The sequence below is a fragment of the Dryocola mayonis genome (genome assembly GCF_051307045.1).
GTDB lineage: Bacteria > Pseudomonadota > Gammaproteobacteria > Enterobacterales > Enterobacteriaceae > Dryocola.
This window is the reverse complement of the sequence record NZ_CP150452.1, coordinates 2,511,241-2,525,886: the sequence shown is the minus strand read 5'-3', so window position 1 is coordinate 2,525,886 and position 14,646 is coordinate 2,511,241. Positions and strand designations below refer to the sequence as shown.

Annotated in this window: 13 protein-coding genes and 4 pseudogenes; 9 read left to right on the top strand and 8 right to left on the bottom strand. The window is 56.5% G+C overall.

The window, feature by feature from the left end; genetic code table 11:
• The 3 genes and pseudogenes from exoX to WLO32_RS12220 form a co-directional block, all read right to left on the bottom strand.
• Positions 1–663 carry an exodeoxyribonuclease X gene (gene exoX, locus WLO32_RS12230; protein ID WP_435945386.1) on the bottom strand — a complete coding sequence of 221 codons (663 nt, stop codon included), beginning with the start codon at positions 661–663 and terminating at the stop codon, positions 1–3.
• Positions 664–701: 38 nt separating this feature from the next.
• Positions 702–1,436, bottom strand: coding sequence for a carbon-nitrogen hydrolase family protein (locus tag WLO32_RS12225; RefSeq protein ID WP_435945385.1), 735 nt, complete (start codon positions 1,434–1,436; stop codon positions 702–704).
• A gap of 124 nt (positions 1,437–1,560) precedes the next feature.
• Positions 1,561–1,792, bottom strand: a pseudogene (locus WLO32_RS12220) (DNA polymerase III subunit theta).
• A 150-nt stretch (positions 1,793–1,942) separates the two neighbouring features.
• Between WLO32_RS12220 and yobA the strand changes: the two are divergent.
• The 9 genes and pseudogenes from yobA to pphA all read left to right on the top strand — a co-directional run bounded on the left by yobA (position 1,943) and on the right by pphA (position 8,493).
• Positions 1,943–2,317 (top strand): CopC domain-containing protein YobA, encoded by a 375-nt coding sequence (gene yobA, locus WLO32_RS12215; RefSeq protein ID WP_435945384.1) that lies wholly within the window; start codon positions 1,943–1,945, stop codon positions 2,315–2,317.
• 6 nt (positions 2,318–2,323) lie between these two features.
• Positions 2,324–3,202 (top strand): copper homeostasis membrane protein CopD, encoded by an 879-nt coding sequence (gene copD / locus WLO32_RS12210; protein ID WP_435945383.1) that lies wholly within the window; start codon positions 2,324–2,326, stop codon positions 3,200–3,202.
• Between the two features lie 25 nt (positions 3,203–3,227).
• Complete coding sequence (locus WLO32_RS12205) at positions 3,228–3,569, top strand: YebY family protein (protein ID WP_435945382.1); 342 nt, start codon at positions 3,228–3,230, stop codon at positions 3,567–3,569.
• Between the two features lie 684 nt (positions 3,570–4,253).
• Positions 4,254–4,427 carry a GnsA/GnsB family addiction module toxin gene (locus WLO32_RS12200; RefSeq protein WP_435945381.1) on the top strand — a complete coding sequence of 58 codons (174 nt, stop codon included), beginning with the start codon at positions 4,254–4,256 and terminating at the stop codon, positions 4,425–4,427.
• A 217-nt stretch (positions 4,428–4,644) separates the two neighbouring features.
• Positions 4,645–4,842 carry a hypothetical protein gene (locus tag WLO32_RS12195; protein ID WP_435945380.1) on the top strand — a complete coding sequence of 66 codons (198 nt, stop codon included), beginning with the start codon at positions 4,645–4,647 and terminating at the stop codon, positions 4,840–4,842.
• Positions 4,839–5,354 carry a 2-oxo-tetronate isomerase gene (locus tag WLO32_RS12190; RefSeq protein ID WP_435945379.1) on the top strand — a complete coding sequence of 172 codons (516 nt, stop codon included), beginning with the start codon at positions 4,839–4,841 and terminating at the stop codon, positions 5,352–5,354. Before WLO32_RS12195 ends, WLO32_RS12190 begins: the two co-directional genes overlap by 4 nt.
• A 167-nt stretch (positions 5,355–5,521) precedes the next feature.
• A pseudogene (locus tag WLO32_RS12185) lies at positions 5,522–7,013 on the top strand (SulP family inorganic anion transporter).
• 250 nt (positions 7,014–7,263) lie between these two features.
• A pseudogene (locus tag WLO32_RS12180) lies at positions 7,264–7,792 on the top strand (GNAT family N-acetyltransferase).
• 56 nt (positions 7,793–7,848) lie between these two features.
• Positions 7,849–8,493: a protein-serine/threonine phosphatase gene (pphA, locus tag WLO32_RS12175; RefSeq protein ID WP_435945378.1), complete on the top strand. Its 645-nt coding sequence runs from the start codon at positions 7,849–7,851 to the stop codon at positions 8,491–8,493.
• A gap of 3 nt (positions 8,494–8,496) precedes the next feature.
• Here the strand turns inward: pphA and WLO32_RS12170 are convergent, their stop codons facing one another.
• The 5 genes and pseudogenes from WLO32_RS12170 to yebS all read right to left on the bottom strand — a co-directional run bounded on the left by WLO32_RS12170 (position 8,497) and on the right by yebS (position 14,508).
• A complete protein-coding gene (locus tag WLO32_RS12170; RefSeq protein ID WP_121269009.1) occupies positions 8,497–8,688 on the bottom strand; it encodes a YebW family protein in 192 nt (63 codons plus the stop codon).
• 104 nt (positions 8,689–8,792) lie between these two features.
• Positions 8,793–9,032 (bottom strand): YebV family protein, encoded by a 240-nt coding sequence (locus WLO32_RS12165; protein ID WP_121269008.1) that lies wholly within the window; start codon positions 9,030–9,032, stop codon positions 8,793–8,795.
• A 112-nt stretch (positions 9,033–9,144) separates the two neighbouring features.
• The gene (rsmF, locus tag WLO32_RS12160) at positions 9,145–10,587 is read right to left on the bottom strand and encodes a 16S rRNA (cytosine(1407)-C(5))-methyltransferase RsmF (protein WP_435945377.1); all 1,443 of its coding nucleotides are present in this window, start codon (positions 10,585–10,587) and stop codon (positions 9,145–9,147) included.
• A gap of 73 nt (positions 10,588–10,660) precedes the next feature.
• A pseudogene (locus WLO32_RS12155) lies at positions 10,661–13,295 on the bottom strand (MlaD family protein).
• A complete protein-coding gene (gene yebS, locus WLO32_RS12150) occupies positions 13,264–14,508 on the bottom strand; it encodes a membrane integrity lipid transport subunit YebS (RefSeq protein WP_435945376.1) in 1,245 nt (414 codons plus the stop codon). Before yebS ends, WLO32_RS12155 begins: the two are co-directional and overlap by 32 nt.
• Positions 14,509–14,646 lie beyond the last annotated feature (138 nt).

Here is a 14,646-nt window from a genome sequence, read left to right as displayed (position 1 = left end):
TTATTTAGCTTCCAGATAGTGCTTTAGCGTCATGCGCAGATCCGGGGTAAGCTCCTTGATGTTATTTAACATCCAGCGCAGGTAGCCCGGATCGTCTTGCGCAATCTCTTCAATTTTTTTACCGCGGTATTTACCAAACATCATGGTGTTAACCAGCGCGGGCCGCCCGGTAATGGTAACCATCTGCTCCGGCGTCCAGCCTGATTCATCCATAATGCGAATCAGCAGGGCCGCGGTGATGTAGCAGTCGAAAAGGGCGCGGTGATGGTGCAGGCCTGCCGGCGTCTCTACGCTCAGCTTCAGGGATTTGTAGAGCGCCATATTGCTGTATTTGATGCCCGGCCATAAACGGCGGGCCAGCTTTACGGTACAAATCCACTCGCCGGGCATATCTGGCAGCATGCGGCTGTCGAAGCTGGCGTTGTGCGCAACGTAATAGGGGCTGCCGTGATAGCGGGGAATAACCTCTTCAATCCACGGCTTATTCGCCACCATCTCTTCGGTGATTTTGTGAATAGCCATCGCCTGATGGCCGATCGGGCGATCCGGACGAACCAGGTCGCTCATCGGGTTGACTATCTTTCCGTTTTCAATATCAACGGACGCCACCTCTACCACGCCGCCCTGCAGCCCGCAGGTTTCCGTATCTATAACGCGCAGCATAATTACTCCAGATTGCCATCGAGCGCTTACTCAAAACGCTAGCGTAAAGGAATGACCTCGCCATGCCAACCTTTCTCATCGCGCCGGCCGATGGTCAGCAGCTCGCCATGGTCGGCTCTGACCACCAGCTGGCCGTAAGCGTCCCAGCAGGCGCTGCGCCCGGCGGTGCGATATTGACCGCAAGAAAAAGCGTGGTTGGCGAGCAGCACCGGCAGCCGATATTTATGCGCCCAGCGCTGCAGATACATTTCGTCATGCTGATAGCTGATTTCATTGACGAACCTGCCGGTGGCATACAGATCGGCGCCCGAGTTCGCGGCGCTGTGCGGCCCGGTTTCTTCATCGCTTGCGGCATTCAGGCTAATCGCAATGCTGCGATGATGATGACTGACCAGCGGCGCAGTATTTTCCTGGCCTGCGATGTCGCTACGTCGCGGCCTGCAGCAGGCTACTCGCGAACCTTCCGGTAAAAAGCTAACGAAACCCGTGGCAACGGCTTTCCCCTTGCGCAGGGGCATGCCGACGATAATGGTCATCTGGTGGGCGATAGCCGCTTCCTGCAGCGGGCAAAGAAGGCTGTCGCTAAAGGGAAGGGCGAGGGAAGCGGCCTGTTCGAGGTCGTAGCCCGTTAGCGAAAGCTCGGGAAAAATAAGTAAATCAATCTGCTCGGCGGCGGCTCGATGAATAAAATCTAAATGGTGAGAGATATTGGCCCGGAGGTCTCCGGGACGGGCGCCATATTGCGCAGCGGCAACGTTCCATGCAGGCATCATTTCTTCCTTAATCAATCCACCTCAGCGGCCCATCCCGGGCCGTGACAGGCGAGCTGTACTCATGGTCAACTGAACGGTAAAAAGCTTAGCATCACTTTTGTAAGAATGATTAAGGAAAACGCAATTATTTTATCTTTGGCTCATAAGGCAGGCGGGACAGGTGAACAGAAGCCAGACGATGGGCAATTAATCTTTCACGGAACCAGTTTCGCAGATTTTCCGGCTGTTCACGTTCGACGACCTCGGCGATAACCGGCATGTTGTAGCGCTCTTTAAAGGGCCACGCCCGCGGCGGCGAGATCGACGTTTACTTTGTCCATTTCATCCTGGGGTAAGTCGGCGAGATTGTAGTTCATAGCGTCCTCCGTTTTTGTCACGGCAGAAGGTACTGCGTGATGAACCCGATGACAAGTTTTTACCTGCATTGATAGCCGTTCTCAATTCGACTTAGTTAACACTCGGCGTTATCCTTTCGCCGTCTCACATAATAAAAAGGAATAGTTGATATGGCTTTCACCCTCCCGCGTATCCTGGCCGCAGCAGCATTTTTCGCTGCGATCTCCGCTTCTCCTGTTGTTTTCGCACACGCGCATCTTAAAAACCAGTACCCGGCGGCGAACGCTGCGGTAACGGCTGCGCCGCAGGCCCTGACGCTCGATTTTTCTGAGGGGATCGAGCCAAATTTCAGCGGCGTGAAAATTACCGGTCCGCAAGAGGCGGCGGTAAAAACCGGGGCGGTTAAACGCAACGAGAAGAACAGCAAACAGCTTATCGTACCGCTGGAAGAGTCGCTCAGGCCGGGCGACTATCTGGTTGACTGGCACGTGGTGTCCGTTGACGGGCATAAAACCAAAGGGAACTATCGCTTCAGCGTGAAATAAAGCGAGATGCTCTCAACGCTGTATATCGCGCTGCGGTTTATCCATTTTGCCGCTTTGATGGTGCTGTTTGGCAGCACCGTTTGCAGCGTGCTGCTTGTGCCGCAGGCGTTTAAACCCGTACTGGGCCGGCGGCTGGAGAAACAGTGGCGCTGCGCCCTGTGGCTGTCTTTGCTAAGCGCCGTACTGCTGCTTGCGGTACAGGCTGGCTTAATGGGCAGCGGCTGGGCGGATACCCTCAACCCGCAGGTTTGGCTTGCCGTGGCTGGAACGCAATTCGGCGCGGTCTGGCTGTGGCAAATTTTTCTTAGCGTTGTCACCGCTGCGGTCTATTTAATCAGGCCGCGTGCGCTGCAGAACGTATTGCTGCTGCTTGCCGCCGCGCAGTTAATTTTGCTGGCGGGCGTAGGGCATGCGGCGATGCGCGAGGGCATTCCGGGCGGTTTCCAGCGCCTGAATCACGCGGTGCATTTGCTTAGCGCCGCATGGTGGGCCGGAGGCTTGTTACCGCTGCTGATGTGCATGCGGCTGGCGCGCAGGCCGCGCTGGCGACAGGCGGCCATCATGGCGATGATGCGTTTTTCACGCTATGGGCATCTTGCCGTCGCGGCGGTGATAGCGACAGGCGTCGCCAACGCTGTGCTGATCCTCGGCGGGACTTTGCCGCTTGCAAGCAGCTATGTACAATTGCTGCTGGTGAAAGTTGTTCTGGTCGCGGTGATGGTGGCAATAGCGCTGATCAATCGCTATTTGCTGGTGCCGCGGTTTACCCGTGCGGCGGCGACGGCTGCGCAGCAACGTTTTATTCAGCTAACCTGGCTGGAATTGATTTTGTCGGTGGCGGTGCTTCTCGCGGTGAGCGCTTTTGCTACCTGGGAGCCGTTTTAGCGGCATACAGATCTAAGAGAGAGTCATGAAAAAGAGTATCCTGGCGCTGTTACTGCTGACCTGCAGCGGCGCGGCCCTTGCGGCATCACAAATCATTACGGTCAGCCGTTTTGAAATGGGCAAAGACAAATGGGCCTTCGATCGCGAGGAGGTCATGCTGAGCTGTCGGGCGAATCACGCCTTGTTTGCTATTAATCCCAGCACCCTGATGCAGTACCCGCTCAATGCCGAAGCGGAGCAGCAGGTAGCAAGCGGCAAAACGACAGGACAGCCCATCTCAGTAATACAGATTGACGACCCGAACGCGCCGGGTAAAAAAAAGAGCCTTGCGCCCTTTATCGAGCGCGCCGGGCAGTTGTGTAACTAAATCCCGCCTGCGCTTTACTCCAGTTCAAAAAAAACAGCAATAACCGTCAAGCGGTTACTGCTGTTTTCGCTGTAATAATCACCTGAAGCAAGGTTTTTTTCTGAACACTTTTGTGCCGGACTGGAAAACCTGCGTCGGTAATCTATTCTTAAGGGGCAAGGCGACTTAGCCTGCATTAATGCCAACTTTTAGCGCACGGCTCTCTCCCAAGAGCCATTTCCCTGGACCGAATATAGGAATCGTATTCGGTCTTTTTTTATCTATTGAAATACAAGGCGTTTTTACGTTATCCCTAACCTTGGCAAAGTGCTGCAGGCCTCGTATTTGCTTTAAACCATAACATACTCAGCACGGCGCTCGTCCAGGTATTTTTTCGATCGTTGTTAAATTTTGTGTCCGGCTATTCGCTGCGCCATTCCTTGCCCTATCCTTGCCATCTCATCTTCTGCTCTGTACCGACCTTACCCATCGCCTTTTAGGGTGTCGGGCACGGTCAAAACCTCTTCCGCTTTAAGCTACGGAGTAGTCTGGAATCAGCGCTTCGCAGCCGTGCGGGAGATAATTGCCGGGCGGTTATATCTGAGATAGTCTATTATTTATAGTTAGTTATGCCCGCGTGAAGCACACTATCTGCAGTCACCTTACTGGCGCATTGATGCGTTTGAGAAACCAGACGAGGTAAAAATGAGTATTGAAGAACACAAGCGAAAAGCCGAAGCGGAGATCTCCGCTCTGATCGCAAAAAAGATCGCTGAATTACGTAAAAAAACGGGAATGGAAGTCTCTGAAATCGAACTTACGCCTCGCGAAACCATGGCCGGCCTTGAGGGCTATGAAGTAAAAATTAAACTCATATAACTTTTGTCTAAAATGGTCGCTGCGGCGGCCTTTTTTGTGGCCGTCGTTACCGTCAGGCGCGGCTTAAACGCTCCTTACGCCGCCATTCCTGGCTATTCTTTATTATTCCCGTACAGACTGTCTGCCTGCTGAACGGCAGTAAATCTTCTTTGATGCCAGGCTCCGGGCTTGCTTTGCCGTAGGGCCCCGGTAAACCGTTAGCAAAGGAAAAACATTCATGGCGACTTATTTTGCAAATTATCATGGCTGGTTAAGTGATGCCCGCGAGATGGAAGATCAGAGCACATTCGTTTCCACAAGCGTGGGCGATAGTCTGGAATCTTATCTCGCGCCAAAAGCACATCTGCAGGATGGCATTCATGCCGGCGGCTTTTCACTTCTGTGCAAAGTTAAAGATGCGGGGAGGCAGCCATGAAAGAGCCTTCGCCGTCAGTAGCTAATGAGCTGGGCAAGTTATTGATCGAAAGAAAGTTATTTCTGACTACCGCCGAATCCTGCACCGGCGGGCACATCGCATCCACCCTGTGCGCGGTGGAAGATACCCCCCATTTTTATGGGACAGGCTTTGTCACCTTCAACGACGATGCCAAAAAAAAGGTGCTGGGCGTGCGGCCTGAAACTATCGATCGCTACACCGCGGTCAGCGGCCAGACGGTGACGGAAATGGCCGCCGGCGCGTTACGTCTTTCGGGCGCCGATGCGAGTATCGCGGTCAGCGGCTATGCCGGCCCGGAAGGGGGAGAAGACGGCACGCCGGCAGGCACCGTATGGTTTGCATGGCAGCTGCCTGATGCGGAAACCTATATAAAATCAGCGCATTTCAAAGGCGACTGCCGGTCGGTCATAGTGCAGGCCGCGGAATACGCCCTGGCCGGCATGCTGATGCTGTTGGGACAAAGCAATCCGCCCGGGCTTTCAGAAGAGTAACGTTACGTCATCGCGGGCGATAACAGGTTAGCAGACCGCCCGCGGCTGCGATCCGCGTCGCATTCATTAGCATCCTCACTAATCTGCCAGTACAATCACGCCCGGCCCGATCCCGCCGCGTCCTGAAGGCGCGGCGATAAAAAAAATAAACCTGCAAAGACGAAACTATGACAACCACTCAAACCCAGATGCACGCGCGGGAGAACTCTCTTCGCTATGTCCTGCACTCGCCGCGCCTGCTGGTCCGGGAGTCGCTCGCCGGAGCGATTACCGCGCTGGCGCTAATCCCCGAAGTCATTTCATTTTCCGTTATCGCAGGCGTTGATCCAAAAGTGAGCCTGGTGGCGTCTGTCGTGCTTTGCCTGGCGATGTCCCTGTTAGGCGGCAGACCCGCGATGGTGACCGCGGCGGCGGGTTCGGTCGCGCTGGTTATCGGACCAATGGTTCATCAGTACGGCGTGGGTTACATCCTGCCCGCGGTGATTTTCGCCGGGCTGATTCAGATTTTATTCGGCGTAACCGGGCTTGCGCGCATGATGCGCTATATTCCGCTATCGGTGATGACGGGATTTGTGAACGCTTTAGGCATTCTTATTTTCTTCGCCCAGGTTCCGCATATCTGGGGGCATAGCCCGATGGTCTGGGGGCTGTTTGCGTTAACGCTCGCCCTTGTTTTGCTGCTGCCGCGGGTGGTGAAAGCGATCCCTTCGCCGCTGGTGGCTATCGTAGTCATCACCGCCGCCAGTACAGGTATGGGGCTTTCGGTTCCCACCGTAGGCGATACCGGCCCCATGCAGGCGGGAATGCCCGGACTCACCGAGCTGCTGGTGCCGCTGAATCTTGAGACGCTACGCATCGTCTGGCCGTGCGCGCTGAGTATCGCTTTCGTCGGCCTGATGGAGTCTTTATTAACCGCGAAACTGGTTGATGAGCTGACGGATACGCCATCCAGCAAACGTCGTGAATGCTGGGGGCTGGGGCTGTCTAATATCTTCGCCGGTTTCTACGGCGGCATCGCGGGCTGTGCCATGATTGGGCAAACCATCGTCAACGTAGAGTTAGGCAAAGGACGCACGCGTATTTCTACCCTTGCGGCGGGCCTGGTGGTGCTGCTTCTGGTCACCGTATTAAGCGACCTGATGGCTAAAATACCGATGGTGGTGCTGGCCGGCATTATGATGATCGTGGCGGTGAAAACGCTCAACTGGCATAGCCTTGCGCCCGCAACGTTAAAACGCATGCCCCTCCCGGAAACGCTGGTGATGGTTGTTACCGTCGCGGGCCACGGTCTTTACCGGGAATCTGGCAATTGGCGTGGCCGGCGGGGTGATTTTTGCGATGATGCTGTTCGCTCGCCGTATCGCCCACGTTGTGCATGCCGAGCGCCAGCTTCTGGCAGACGGCCAGTCTGTACGTTACACCGTAACGGGTCCGCTCTTTTTTGCCAGCAGCAACGATCTGTTTGAGCATTTCCATTACGCCGACGATCCGCAGAACGTGATAATCGATCTTTCCCGGGCGCAAATATGGGATGCCTCGACGGTCGCGGTGCTGGACGCCATCGAAACGCGTTATCAGCGCTATGACGCTAAGGTAAACATCGTCGGGCTTGATATTCGCAGCGCTGATTTCCATCAGCGGCTCAGCGGCAAGCTTTAAAAGCTTCGGCCGGCAACCTGCAAAGGTTACCGGCTTTTCAGCATTAATCACCAGATTTTGCGGCTCTGCTCGCGCAGGTGCCCTATATTTCTCTGCCGCAGCCGCCCTGCAACTTACAAATTGGCGAATCCAATCTTCCTGTCAATTTATCGTTGCGGACATTGCGGAAAAATCTTATTACTCTTTAACCACTTAGCTTAGCTCGCCGCGAATAAGACGGTAAAATGATAACGATAAGAAGGGGATAAAAATGGTTACGCAAGCGCCCACACTTGAAACCGAGCGTCTGATATTACGTCAGATTACGCTGGATGATTTTGATGAGCTGGCGGCCTGCTGGGCCGACCCGGAAATGGTGAAGTTTCTCGGCGGCGGCGAGCCGCAAAGCGCCGAGATGAGCTGGGGCCGCCTGCTGCGCTATATTGGCCACTGGCAGGCGCTGGGCTATGGCTACTGGGCGGTGGTTGAAAAAGCTTCCGGCCGCTACGTTGGCTCGCTGGGTTTCCAGGATGCCCATCGCGAGATTACGCCCGCGCTGGCCCTACCCGGAGGCTGGCTGGTCGCTGATTCCTGCGGTACACGGCCGCGGATACGCAACGGAAGCGCTGGCGGCTATTTTAAAGTGGGCCGATAACGCCTTTAAAGGCCCGGTGTGCTGCATTATTGACGCCGACAATCAGCGCTCTTTAAGGCTCGCCGGGCGCTTTGGTTTTCAGTTCCAGCATGCTGTCGACTATCACGATAAACAGGTGCAAATGCTCATCCGCCAGCCTGCCTGATAGCGCCCATGCCGCTGGCCTATACTTAGTATCGGGTATGAGCCGCAGGAGGCGTTATGTATCAGCGTATCGACGGTGAAAACTGGCGGCACATCTATATCGCGGGCGACCTGCACGGCTGCCTGTCGAAAATGGTTGCGCAGCTTAAGGCCCGGCGCTTCGATCCCTGGCAGGATTTAGTCATTTCCGTCGGGGATGTGATTGACCGCGGCCCGGATAGTCCGGGGTGCCTGGCCTTGCTGGACAAGCGCTGGTTTAAAGCGGTGCGCGGCAATCATGAAGAGATGGCCGTAGACGCGCTCGAGCTGGGCGACAGAATGCTGTGGGTGATGAACGGCGGCGACTGGTTTCGTGGGCTGCCGGAAGCGCGCCGGCAAAGCGTGCGCGACGCGCTGCTGCATTGCCGCGAGCTGCCGCTGGTGATTGAACTGCACGCGCGCAATCAAACCTTTGTGATTGCCCATGCGGACTATCCTTCTTCCCACTATGCCTGGAATAAGCCGGTCGACGAGCATCGTCTGGTGTGGAGCCGCGAGCGGCTGAATCAAAATATGCTGGGAAGAGGCGAGAATATTACCGGGGCCGACCATTTTTACTTTGGGCATACGCCGCTAAAAGAAGCCGCGCACTACCATAACCAGCACTATATCGATACCGGCGCGGTTTTCGGCAATAAGCTCACGCTGGTTCAGGTGCAGTGAGTGTTACAGGTCGCTGTACTCCTGCGCCGGCCGCCAGAAGCCATCGATAAAATCCTCCACCGGGTAACAGCCGCCGTGACGCATCCGTTGCTCTTCCATGGCGGTTACGCACTGCTGCTCGGTATTAAACACCTCAACCACAATATCGTCGCAGCCGCCGTCCAGGTAACAAACAAATAAAACCAAAGCAAACATTAGCGCCTCTTAACCGCTCCGTTTTGCTTAATTGTAGGGGAGATAGCGGGAAGAGGGAAAACCGTGGGGTAAATAACCCGTCTGACGGACGGGTTCATCTGGAATCAGGCAAGGCGCATGATCCATGCATCGGACTGTTGGTCATAACGTTGGCGGTAGAGTACGGAATGTTCGCCATCCAGTACGGCGGGAATGCTGGTTTCGTCATCCCACGCATCTAACTGCATGCACAGGTCAGGGTCTGATTTACAAGGGATGCTTAACGTTCGTTCGCCTTGCTGCTCGCCGTGTAATTCAGCATCTTCAATTTCGAAGTTGCCTATTCGTACGTTAGTTTTCGTCATCTCGCTCTCCTTTGGTGCACCTGATGTGGTATGACCAGTACGGCCACCCACACTTGAGCCTAGTCAATGGTGCAAAAAGTGCCAAATAAAAAACGATTATTTTTAAAGCGAACTAACGGCCGCCGGCGAAAAGCCTGCCGTCGCGAACCAGATCGCGTGGGTAGCTGTTCTTCAGGCGCGAACCGATTTTTCTCGCCAGCCCAAGCGGTTGCCCCTGATAGGTGACCACCACGTCGTCACCGGAAGGCGTCGTTTCCGGATAGATATCACGTCCGTGATACCACTCTTCGGCTTCGTGCTCCGTTAAAGCGAAAGCCAGCGGCGTACTGCCTTTAACGAGGGCGATGACCGCCTCGTGCTGCCAGCGGTAACCCTTGTTGTACTGCTCCGCAAGGCGTAGACCGATGCGCGAAAAACGCACCTTGCCGATGAGCGGAACGATTTCCGCCGGGAACAACCAGATTTCTTTGTCGCGCTGCCACAGTTTCAGCTCTTCGCCCCAGCTGATGCCCGCCTTTGCGGCTGCGGTAACGACATCCGCAGCCTGACGTCCGTGCAGGGGAGCAAACGGGAACTTGCCGACCTTGTAGCCGGGTTCCGGCAGCCGCGCGACGGAAGCGGTTTTACGCAGGCGCGCCACAAAAAAGCCTTCGCAGTCGTAAATCTGCGGGAAGACGTGCAGAAAACCTTCTTCCGTGACGGCTTTGTCCGCACCGGGGAAAAGATCGTTGAGCGGATCGATCTCAACCGCATCCCGCCATTCATCCAGCAGCCACCGGCAAATCTGCTGGTTTTCTTCGCGGTTTAACGTGCAGGTGGAATAAATCAGGGTGCCGCCGGGGCGCAGGGCGTGGAAGGCGCTGGCGATAAGTTCCCGCTGGGTGTCGGCAATGGCCGAGGTGCTTTCCGGCGTCCAGTTGCGTAGCGCATCGGGATCTTTGCGCACCACGCCTTCGCCGGAGCAGGGCGCATCAAGCAAAATCGCATCAAAGCATTCCGGCAGCGCGGCGCCGAAGACCCGGCCGTCAAAGTGGGTCAGCGCGACGTTGCTGATGCCGCAGCGGCTGATGTTAGCGTGCAGCACTTTAACCCGGCTGGCGGAATATTCATTGGCGAGAATGGCGCCCTGGTTGCCCATGCGCGCGGCAATTTGCGTGGTTTTGGAGCCGGGAGCGGCGGCGACGTCCATAATGCGCAGCGGCTGGCGGCCGTCGGCAAACAGGGCCGCGACGGGCAGCATGGAGCTTGCTTCCTGAATGTAGAACATGCCGCTCAGGTGTTCGGCGGTGCTGCCCAGCGGCAGGCTTTCTTCATCTTCGCGCTCGATCCAGAATCCTTCTTCGCACCATGGAACGGGCGTGAGCTGCCAGTTACAGGGAGCGACGAGCTCAAGGAAGTCGGCAACCGAAATCTTTAAGGTGTTGACGCGCAGGCTGCGGCGCAGCGGGCGCTGGCAGTAGTCGATAAAGCTTTCGAGCGTTTGCCCGGCGGGCAGGGCATCGCGCATAACATCAAGAAAAGGCTGCGGCAGATAAGCGGAGTGAGTTTGGGCCACTGGGGAATTCCACGGAAAAATAAGGCGCGCAGTGTAGCATAAAGCGCCCCGGCTGAGCACCGGGGCGCTTTATTTAACGCGGCAGGGCGGTGCCCCACTGACGCCACTCTTTCGGTTCACTTTCCAGCAGCAGGAAGTGTTTGCCCGGCTCGGCTTTCGGCGCCAGCGGCGTGCCCGGCGGCGTGGCAAAGGCGATACCGCCGCGAATAAACTGGTTAAAGGTGCCGGTTTTCACCACGCCGCCGGTCAGCCCGAAATCAAGGCTGTAGCCGGAGGCCAGCCAGAAGACCGAGCTGTCGCGCACCAGGTGCTGGAAGCGTTTGCTGATGCGCAGGCCGACCATCACGCGATCGGACAGGTTGCCAAGCGTCAGCCCCGTTACGGTGCCGACCTCCACGCCGCGGAACAGCACCGGCGTGCCAATGCTCAGCGCGCCGGCTTCAGGTACTTCAAGCACGATGCTCAGGCCATCGGAATAACGGGAGTCGGTAATGGAGGTTTCCTGCAGCTCAAAGTCACGTCGCGGCGAGCCGCGGCCGGGCTCCACGTTGATGTACGGCTGAAGGATGGTATCCAGATGATCGACGCCCGCCGCCGAAATTTGCGGCGTCACCACGGAGAAACGCGTGCCGCCGCGGGCAAATGTCGACACGAACTCAGGGTACAGCACCGCTTTGGCTTCCACTTCGCTGCGCGATTCGGTGAGATTCAGCGACTCAAGCTGGCCGATATTGATCCCCAGATAGCGGATTGGCATGCCGGCGGAGAGTTTGCCGGCGTCAAACGTATGCAGGGTGATTTGGCTACCCACCGCGCGGGCGGCTGTTTCCGACGCGTACAGCACGCGTTTGTCGCCTTTGGTATAGCCCGCGCCCGCGCCGGTAAGGTTATCGAAGCTGATAGCCCCTTTTAAAGCGCGAGAAAGCGGGGAGGCCCTGCACGGTTAAGCCGCTGCCGTTCAGCTGCACGCGCGCGCCGCCTTCGGCCCAGAACACGCTGCTGGAGGTAAGCAGCTTGCGATACTCCGGTTTGATATGCACATCAATATCAAAGCTGTCGGCTTTCGGACGCACGGTGATGATTTCGCCGACCTGGAATTTACGGTACAGCACCACGGAGCCTGCCTGGATATCCGGCAGGCTGGCGGCGGTAAGCGTTAAGGTGGTGGTAGGAAGATCGCTGATGCTGTTTTCGACCGCCTTTTCCAGATTGGCGTACAGCGGATAGCTGGCTTTCATCTCGCCTTTGCTGCCGGGAATAACCCGCACGCCGCCGTTTATCCATTCGCTGGCGCTGGCGCCAAGGAACTCTACGCCGTCCATGCCCAGCTTCACGTCGATGCGGCTGTTGACGACGAATTTGCTGTCGCCCTGCAGCAGGTGACGATACTGCGGCTCGATGGCGACGGCGAAGCTCACCCCTTTGGCGTTTAACGACCGTTCCAGCACCTGGCCTATCTGAATGCCGTGCAGAATAACGGGCTGGCCCGCGTCGATGCCGTAGCTTTCCGGCGCCGTCAGGCTGAGCGTCAGCACATCAGGCTGCTGCAGCGGAGTTTTGTCGCTTGGCAGAATCACAAAGTGATCCTGCGGTGAGCCTTCGCCCGGCACCAGCTCAAAGGTATTGCCCGTCAGCAGACTGCTGACGTCCGGATTGCTTAGCGAAACTTTCGGGCTGCGTAGCTCAATGCGGGTGCCGCTGCGCATAAGGTTAACCACGCCCGGATCCACCGTCATTTCACCGGTTACCGAGCCGCCCGGAACCAGATTAAGCCGGGTCAGCGTCCCGACCTCCAGCCCCTGATACATCAGCGGCGTTGAGCCCGCCTTCAGGCCTTCTCCGCCCGGCAAATCGAGTTTTATTATTACGCCGCGCTGGCTGTGGGCCAGATCCTCGTAGAGGCCGAACTCATCGTCGATTTTGGCGGGCTCCGAGCCTTCCGGCGAGTCGAAGGCGATGGCGCCGTTAACAAGCGCGGCGAGGCTTTCGAGCTGAATCTGCGCGCCGCTGAGGCTGATATTGGTTTTCACCCCCGAGACGTTCCAGAAGCGGCTGCCTTTCTTCACAAGATTGGTGAAGCGGCGGTCGATCAGCACGTCGATAGTCACGCCCTGTTTATTCTGGCTGATGGTGTAATCGTAAACGCGGCCGACGGGAATTTTGCGGAAGTAAACCAGCGAACCGCTGTTAAGCGAGCCCAGGTCCGGGGCGTGAAGATGAATCATCAAATCGCCGTTGTTCAGGCGATATTTGGGCTGCGTATCAAGGGCAACAAAGTGTTCCTTCGGCTCGCCCTTGCCGGGCATCATGCCGATATAGTTGCCGCCGACCAGCGCATCCAGGCCGGAAACCCCCGCCAGGGACGCTTTAGGCGTCACCAGCCAGAACTGCGTTTCCTCGCGCAGCGCATCTTTCATGTCGCTTTTAATGCTGACCTTGACCTCGATTTTATTAAGGTTGTCGCCAAGGCTGACGCTTTGCACGGTCCCCACTTCGACGCCCTGATAGCGTACGGGCGTGCGTCCGGCAACGATGCCGTCGGCGGAGGTGAAGTCAATGGTGGCCGTCGTGCCCCGCTCTTCATAGGTGGTCCAGATAAGCCAGCTGGCAATCAGCAGGGCGATAATCGGCAGCAACCAGAAGGGGGAAATCCGGCGTTTTGTTTTAATTCGCGCTTCAGTCGGTGAAGCGGGCGTTTCCTGACTCATGTGCGTCCCAAAGTAGTCGGCTATCCAGCCATTCGACAGCAAGAATAGTTAAAATTACCGCTGCGCCAAAATAAAACGCGGCGGGTCCCATAGTAAATGCCAACAGCTGGTCTCGATTGACCAGCGACATGGTGAGTGCAATCACGAACAGGTCGAGCATCGACCAGCGGCCGATCCAGGTAATAAATCGCAGCAGCAGGATGCGCGTGCGTAGCCCTCTTTCACACTTAAAGTGGATACTGAGCAAAAGCGTAAGCAGCACGATTATTTTAGTAAAGGGGACGAGGATACTTGCAATAAATACCACCGCGGCGACGGCGATATTGCTGCCGGCAAGGGAGATAATGCCGGAGAGAATGGTGTCTTCCTGGCGCGATCCGTTGACATAAATCACCGAGATGGGCAGCAGGTTGGCGGGCAGCAGAAACATTAAAGATGCAATCAGCGCGGCCCAGGATTTTTGCAGGCTCTGGCGCCGACGGTGGCGCAGCGGCACGTGGCAGCGCGGGCAGCGGCCACGAATGTCGGGTACGCCGGTGAAATGACAGCCGAGGCACACGCGTAGCTGGGCATTGAAGGCGCGAGGAGGCCGCTGGGGATAAAATCTTTCCCACAGCTGCTCGACGTTCAGATGAATCATGGTCAGCAGGCTCAGCACCACGAGGGCGACAAAGGCTACCAGGCCAACGCCGGGCTGCATAAAGGCATATTCTTTGACCTTGATGGAGGCCACGCCGATGCCCACCAGATAAATATCCAGCATCACCCACTCTTTCAGCCTGTCGAGCATCAGCAGGACCGGCCGTAAATTCATGCCGAGTATGTTGCCGAAATAGAGATAGATAATTGCCGCGATCAGGGTTATCGGCGCGCCTACGGCGCAAAACAGCACCATCGCAGCGGTAACCGGGTCGCCCTGCCGGGCCATCTGCCAGATGCCCTGAAAAACGTTGGCGTCAATTTTCGTCCCCAGCAGATAGATGCGCAGCAGGGGTTCGGAGAACGCCAGCGGCATTAGCAGCAACATGGCCGTGGCCATGGCCGCGAGGCGTGTTAAAGACCAGTCGCGCCCGTGATGCACTTTAGCGTCGCAGCGAGGGCAATAGGCACTTTCGGATGATTTCACCGCGGGCAAAAAGAAAAGGGTATCGCATTGGGGACAACGCTGATAACGTGCCTGCGGCGAAACCTGACTAATGGCGTATATTTTCATTTTTCGTCGTCGGCCAGAAATACCCGTGCGGCATGTTGTATCTCGCTGTAAATTGAATTTCACTCAAGCCTATAGTAATTCATAAAATGATACACCTTGTGGCAGGGCGCATTTAGTGCTTATTTTAATATGCAGGGC

Excerpts from the sequence above, each read along its gene's own strand:
- WLO32_RS12170 (WP_121269009.1), bottom strand. The coding sequence starts at position 8,688 with ATGTTTGCTTTGGTTTTATTTGTTTGTTACCTGGACGGCGGCTGCGAC.
- WLO32_RS12200 (WP_435945381.1), top strand. The coding sequence starts at position 4,254 with ATGAGTATTGAAGAACACAAGCGAAAAGCCGAAGCGGAGATCTCCGCT.
- yebS (WP_435945376.1), bottom strand. The coding sequence starts at position 14,508 with ATGAAAATATACGCCATTAGTCAGGTTTCGCCGCAGGCACGTTATCAG.
- yobA (WP_435945384.1), top strand. The coding sequence starts at position 1,943 with ATGGCTTTCACCCTCCCGCGTATCCTGGCCGCAGCAGCATTTTTCGCT.
- WLO32_RS12190 (WP_435945379.1), top strand. The coding sequence starts at position 4,839 with ATGAAAGAGCCTTCGCCGTCAGTAGCTAATGAGCTGGGCAAGTTATTG.
- WLO32_RS12205 (WP_435945382.1), top strand. The coding sequence starts at position 3,228 with ATGAAAAAGAGTATCCTGGCGCTGTTACTGCTGACCTGCAGCGGCGCG.
- exoX (WP_435945386.1), bottom strand. The coding sequence starts at position 663 with ATGCTGCGCGTTATAGATACGGAAACCTGCGGGCTGCAGGGCGGCGTG.
- WLO32_RS12225 (WP_435945385.1), bottom strand. The coding sequence starts at position 1,436 with ATGATGCCTGCATGGAACGTTGCCGCTGCGCAATATGGCGCCCGTCCC.
- WLO32_RS12165 (WP_121269008.1), bottom strand. The coding sequence starts at position 9,032 with ATGACGAAAACTAACGTACGAATAGGCAACTTCGAAATTGAAGATGCT.
- pphA (WP_435945378.1), top strand. The coding sequence starts at position 7,849 with ATGTATCAGCGTATCGACGGTGAAAACTGGCGGCACATCTATATCGCG.
- copD (WP_435945383.1), top strand. The coding sequence starts at position 2,324 with ATGCTCTCAACGCTGTATATCGCGCTGCGGTTTATCCATTTTGCCGCT.
- WLO32_RS12195 (WP_435945380.1), top strand. The coding sequence starts at position 4,645 with ATGGCGACTTATTTTGCAAATTATCATGGCTGGTTAAGTGATGCCCGC.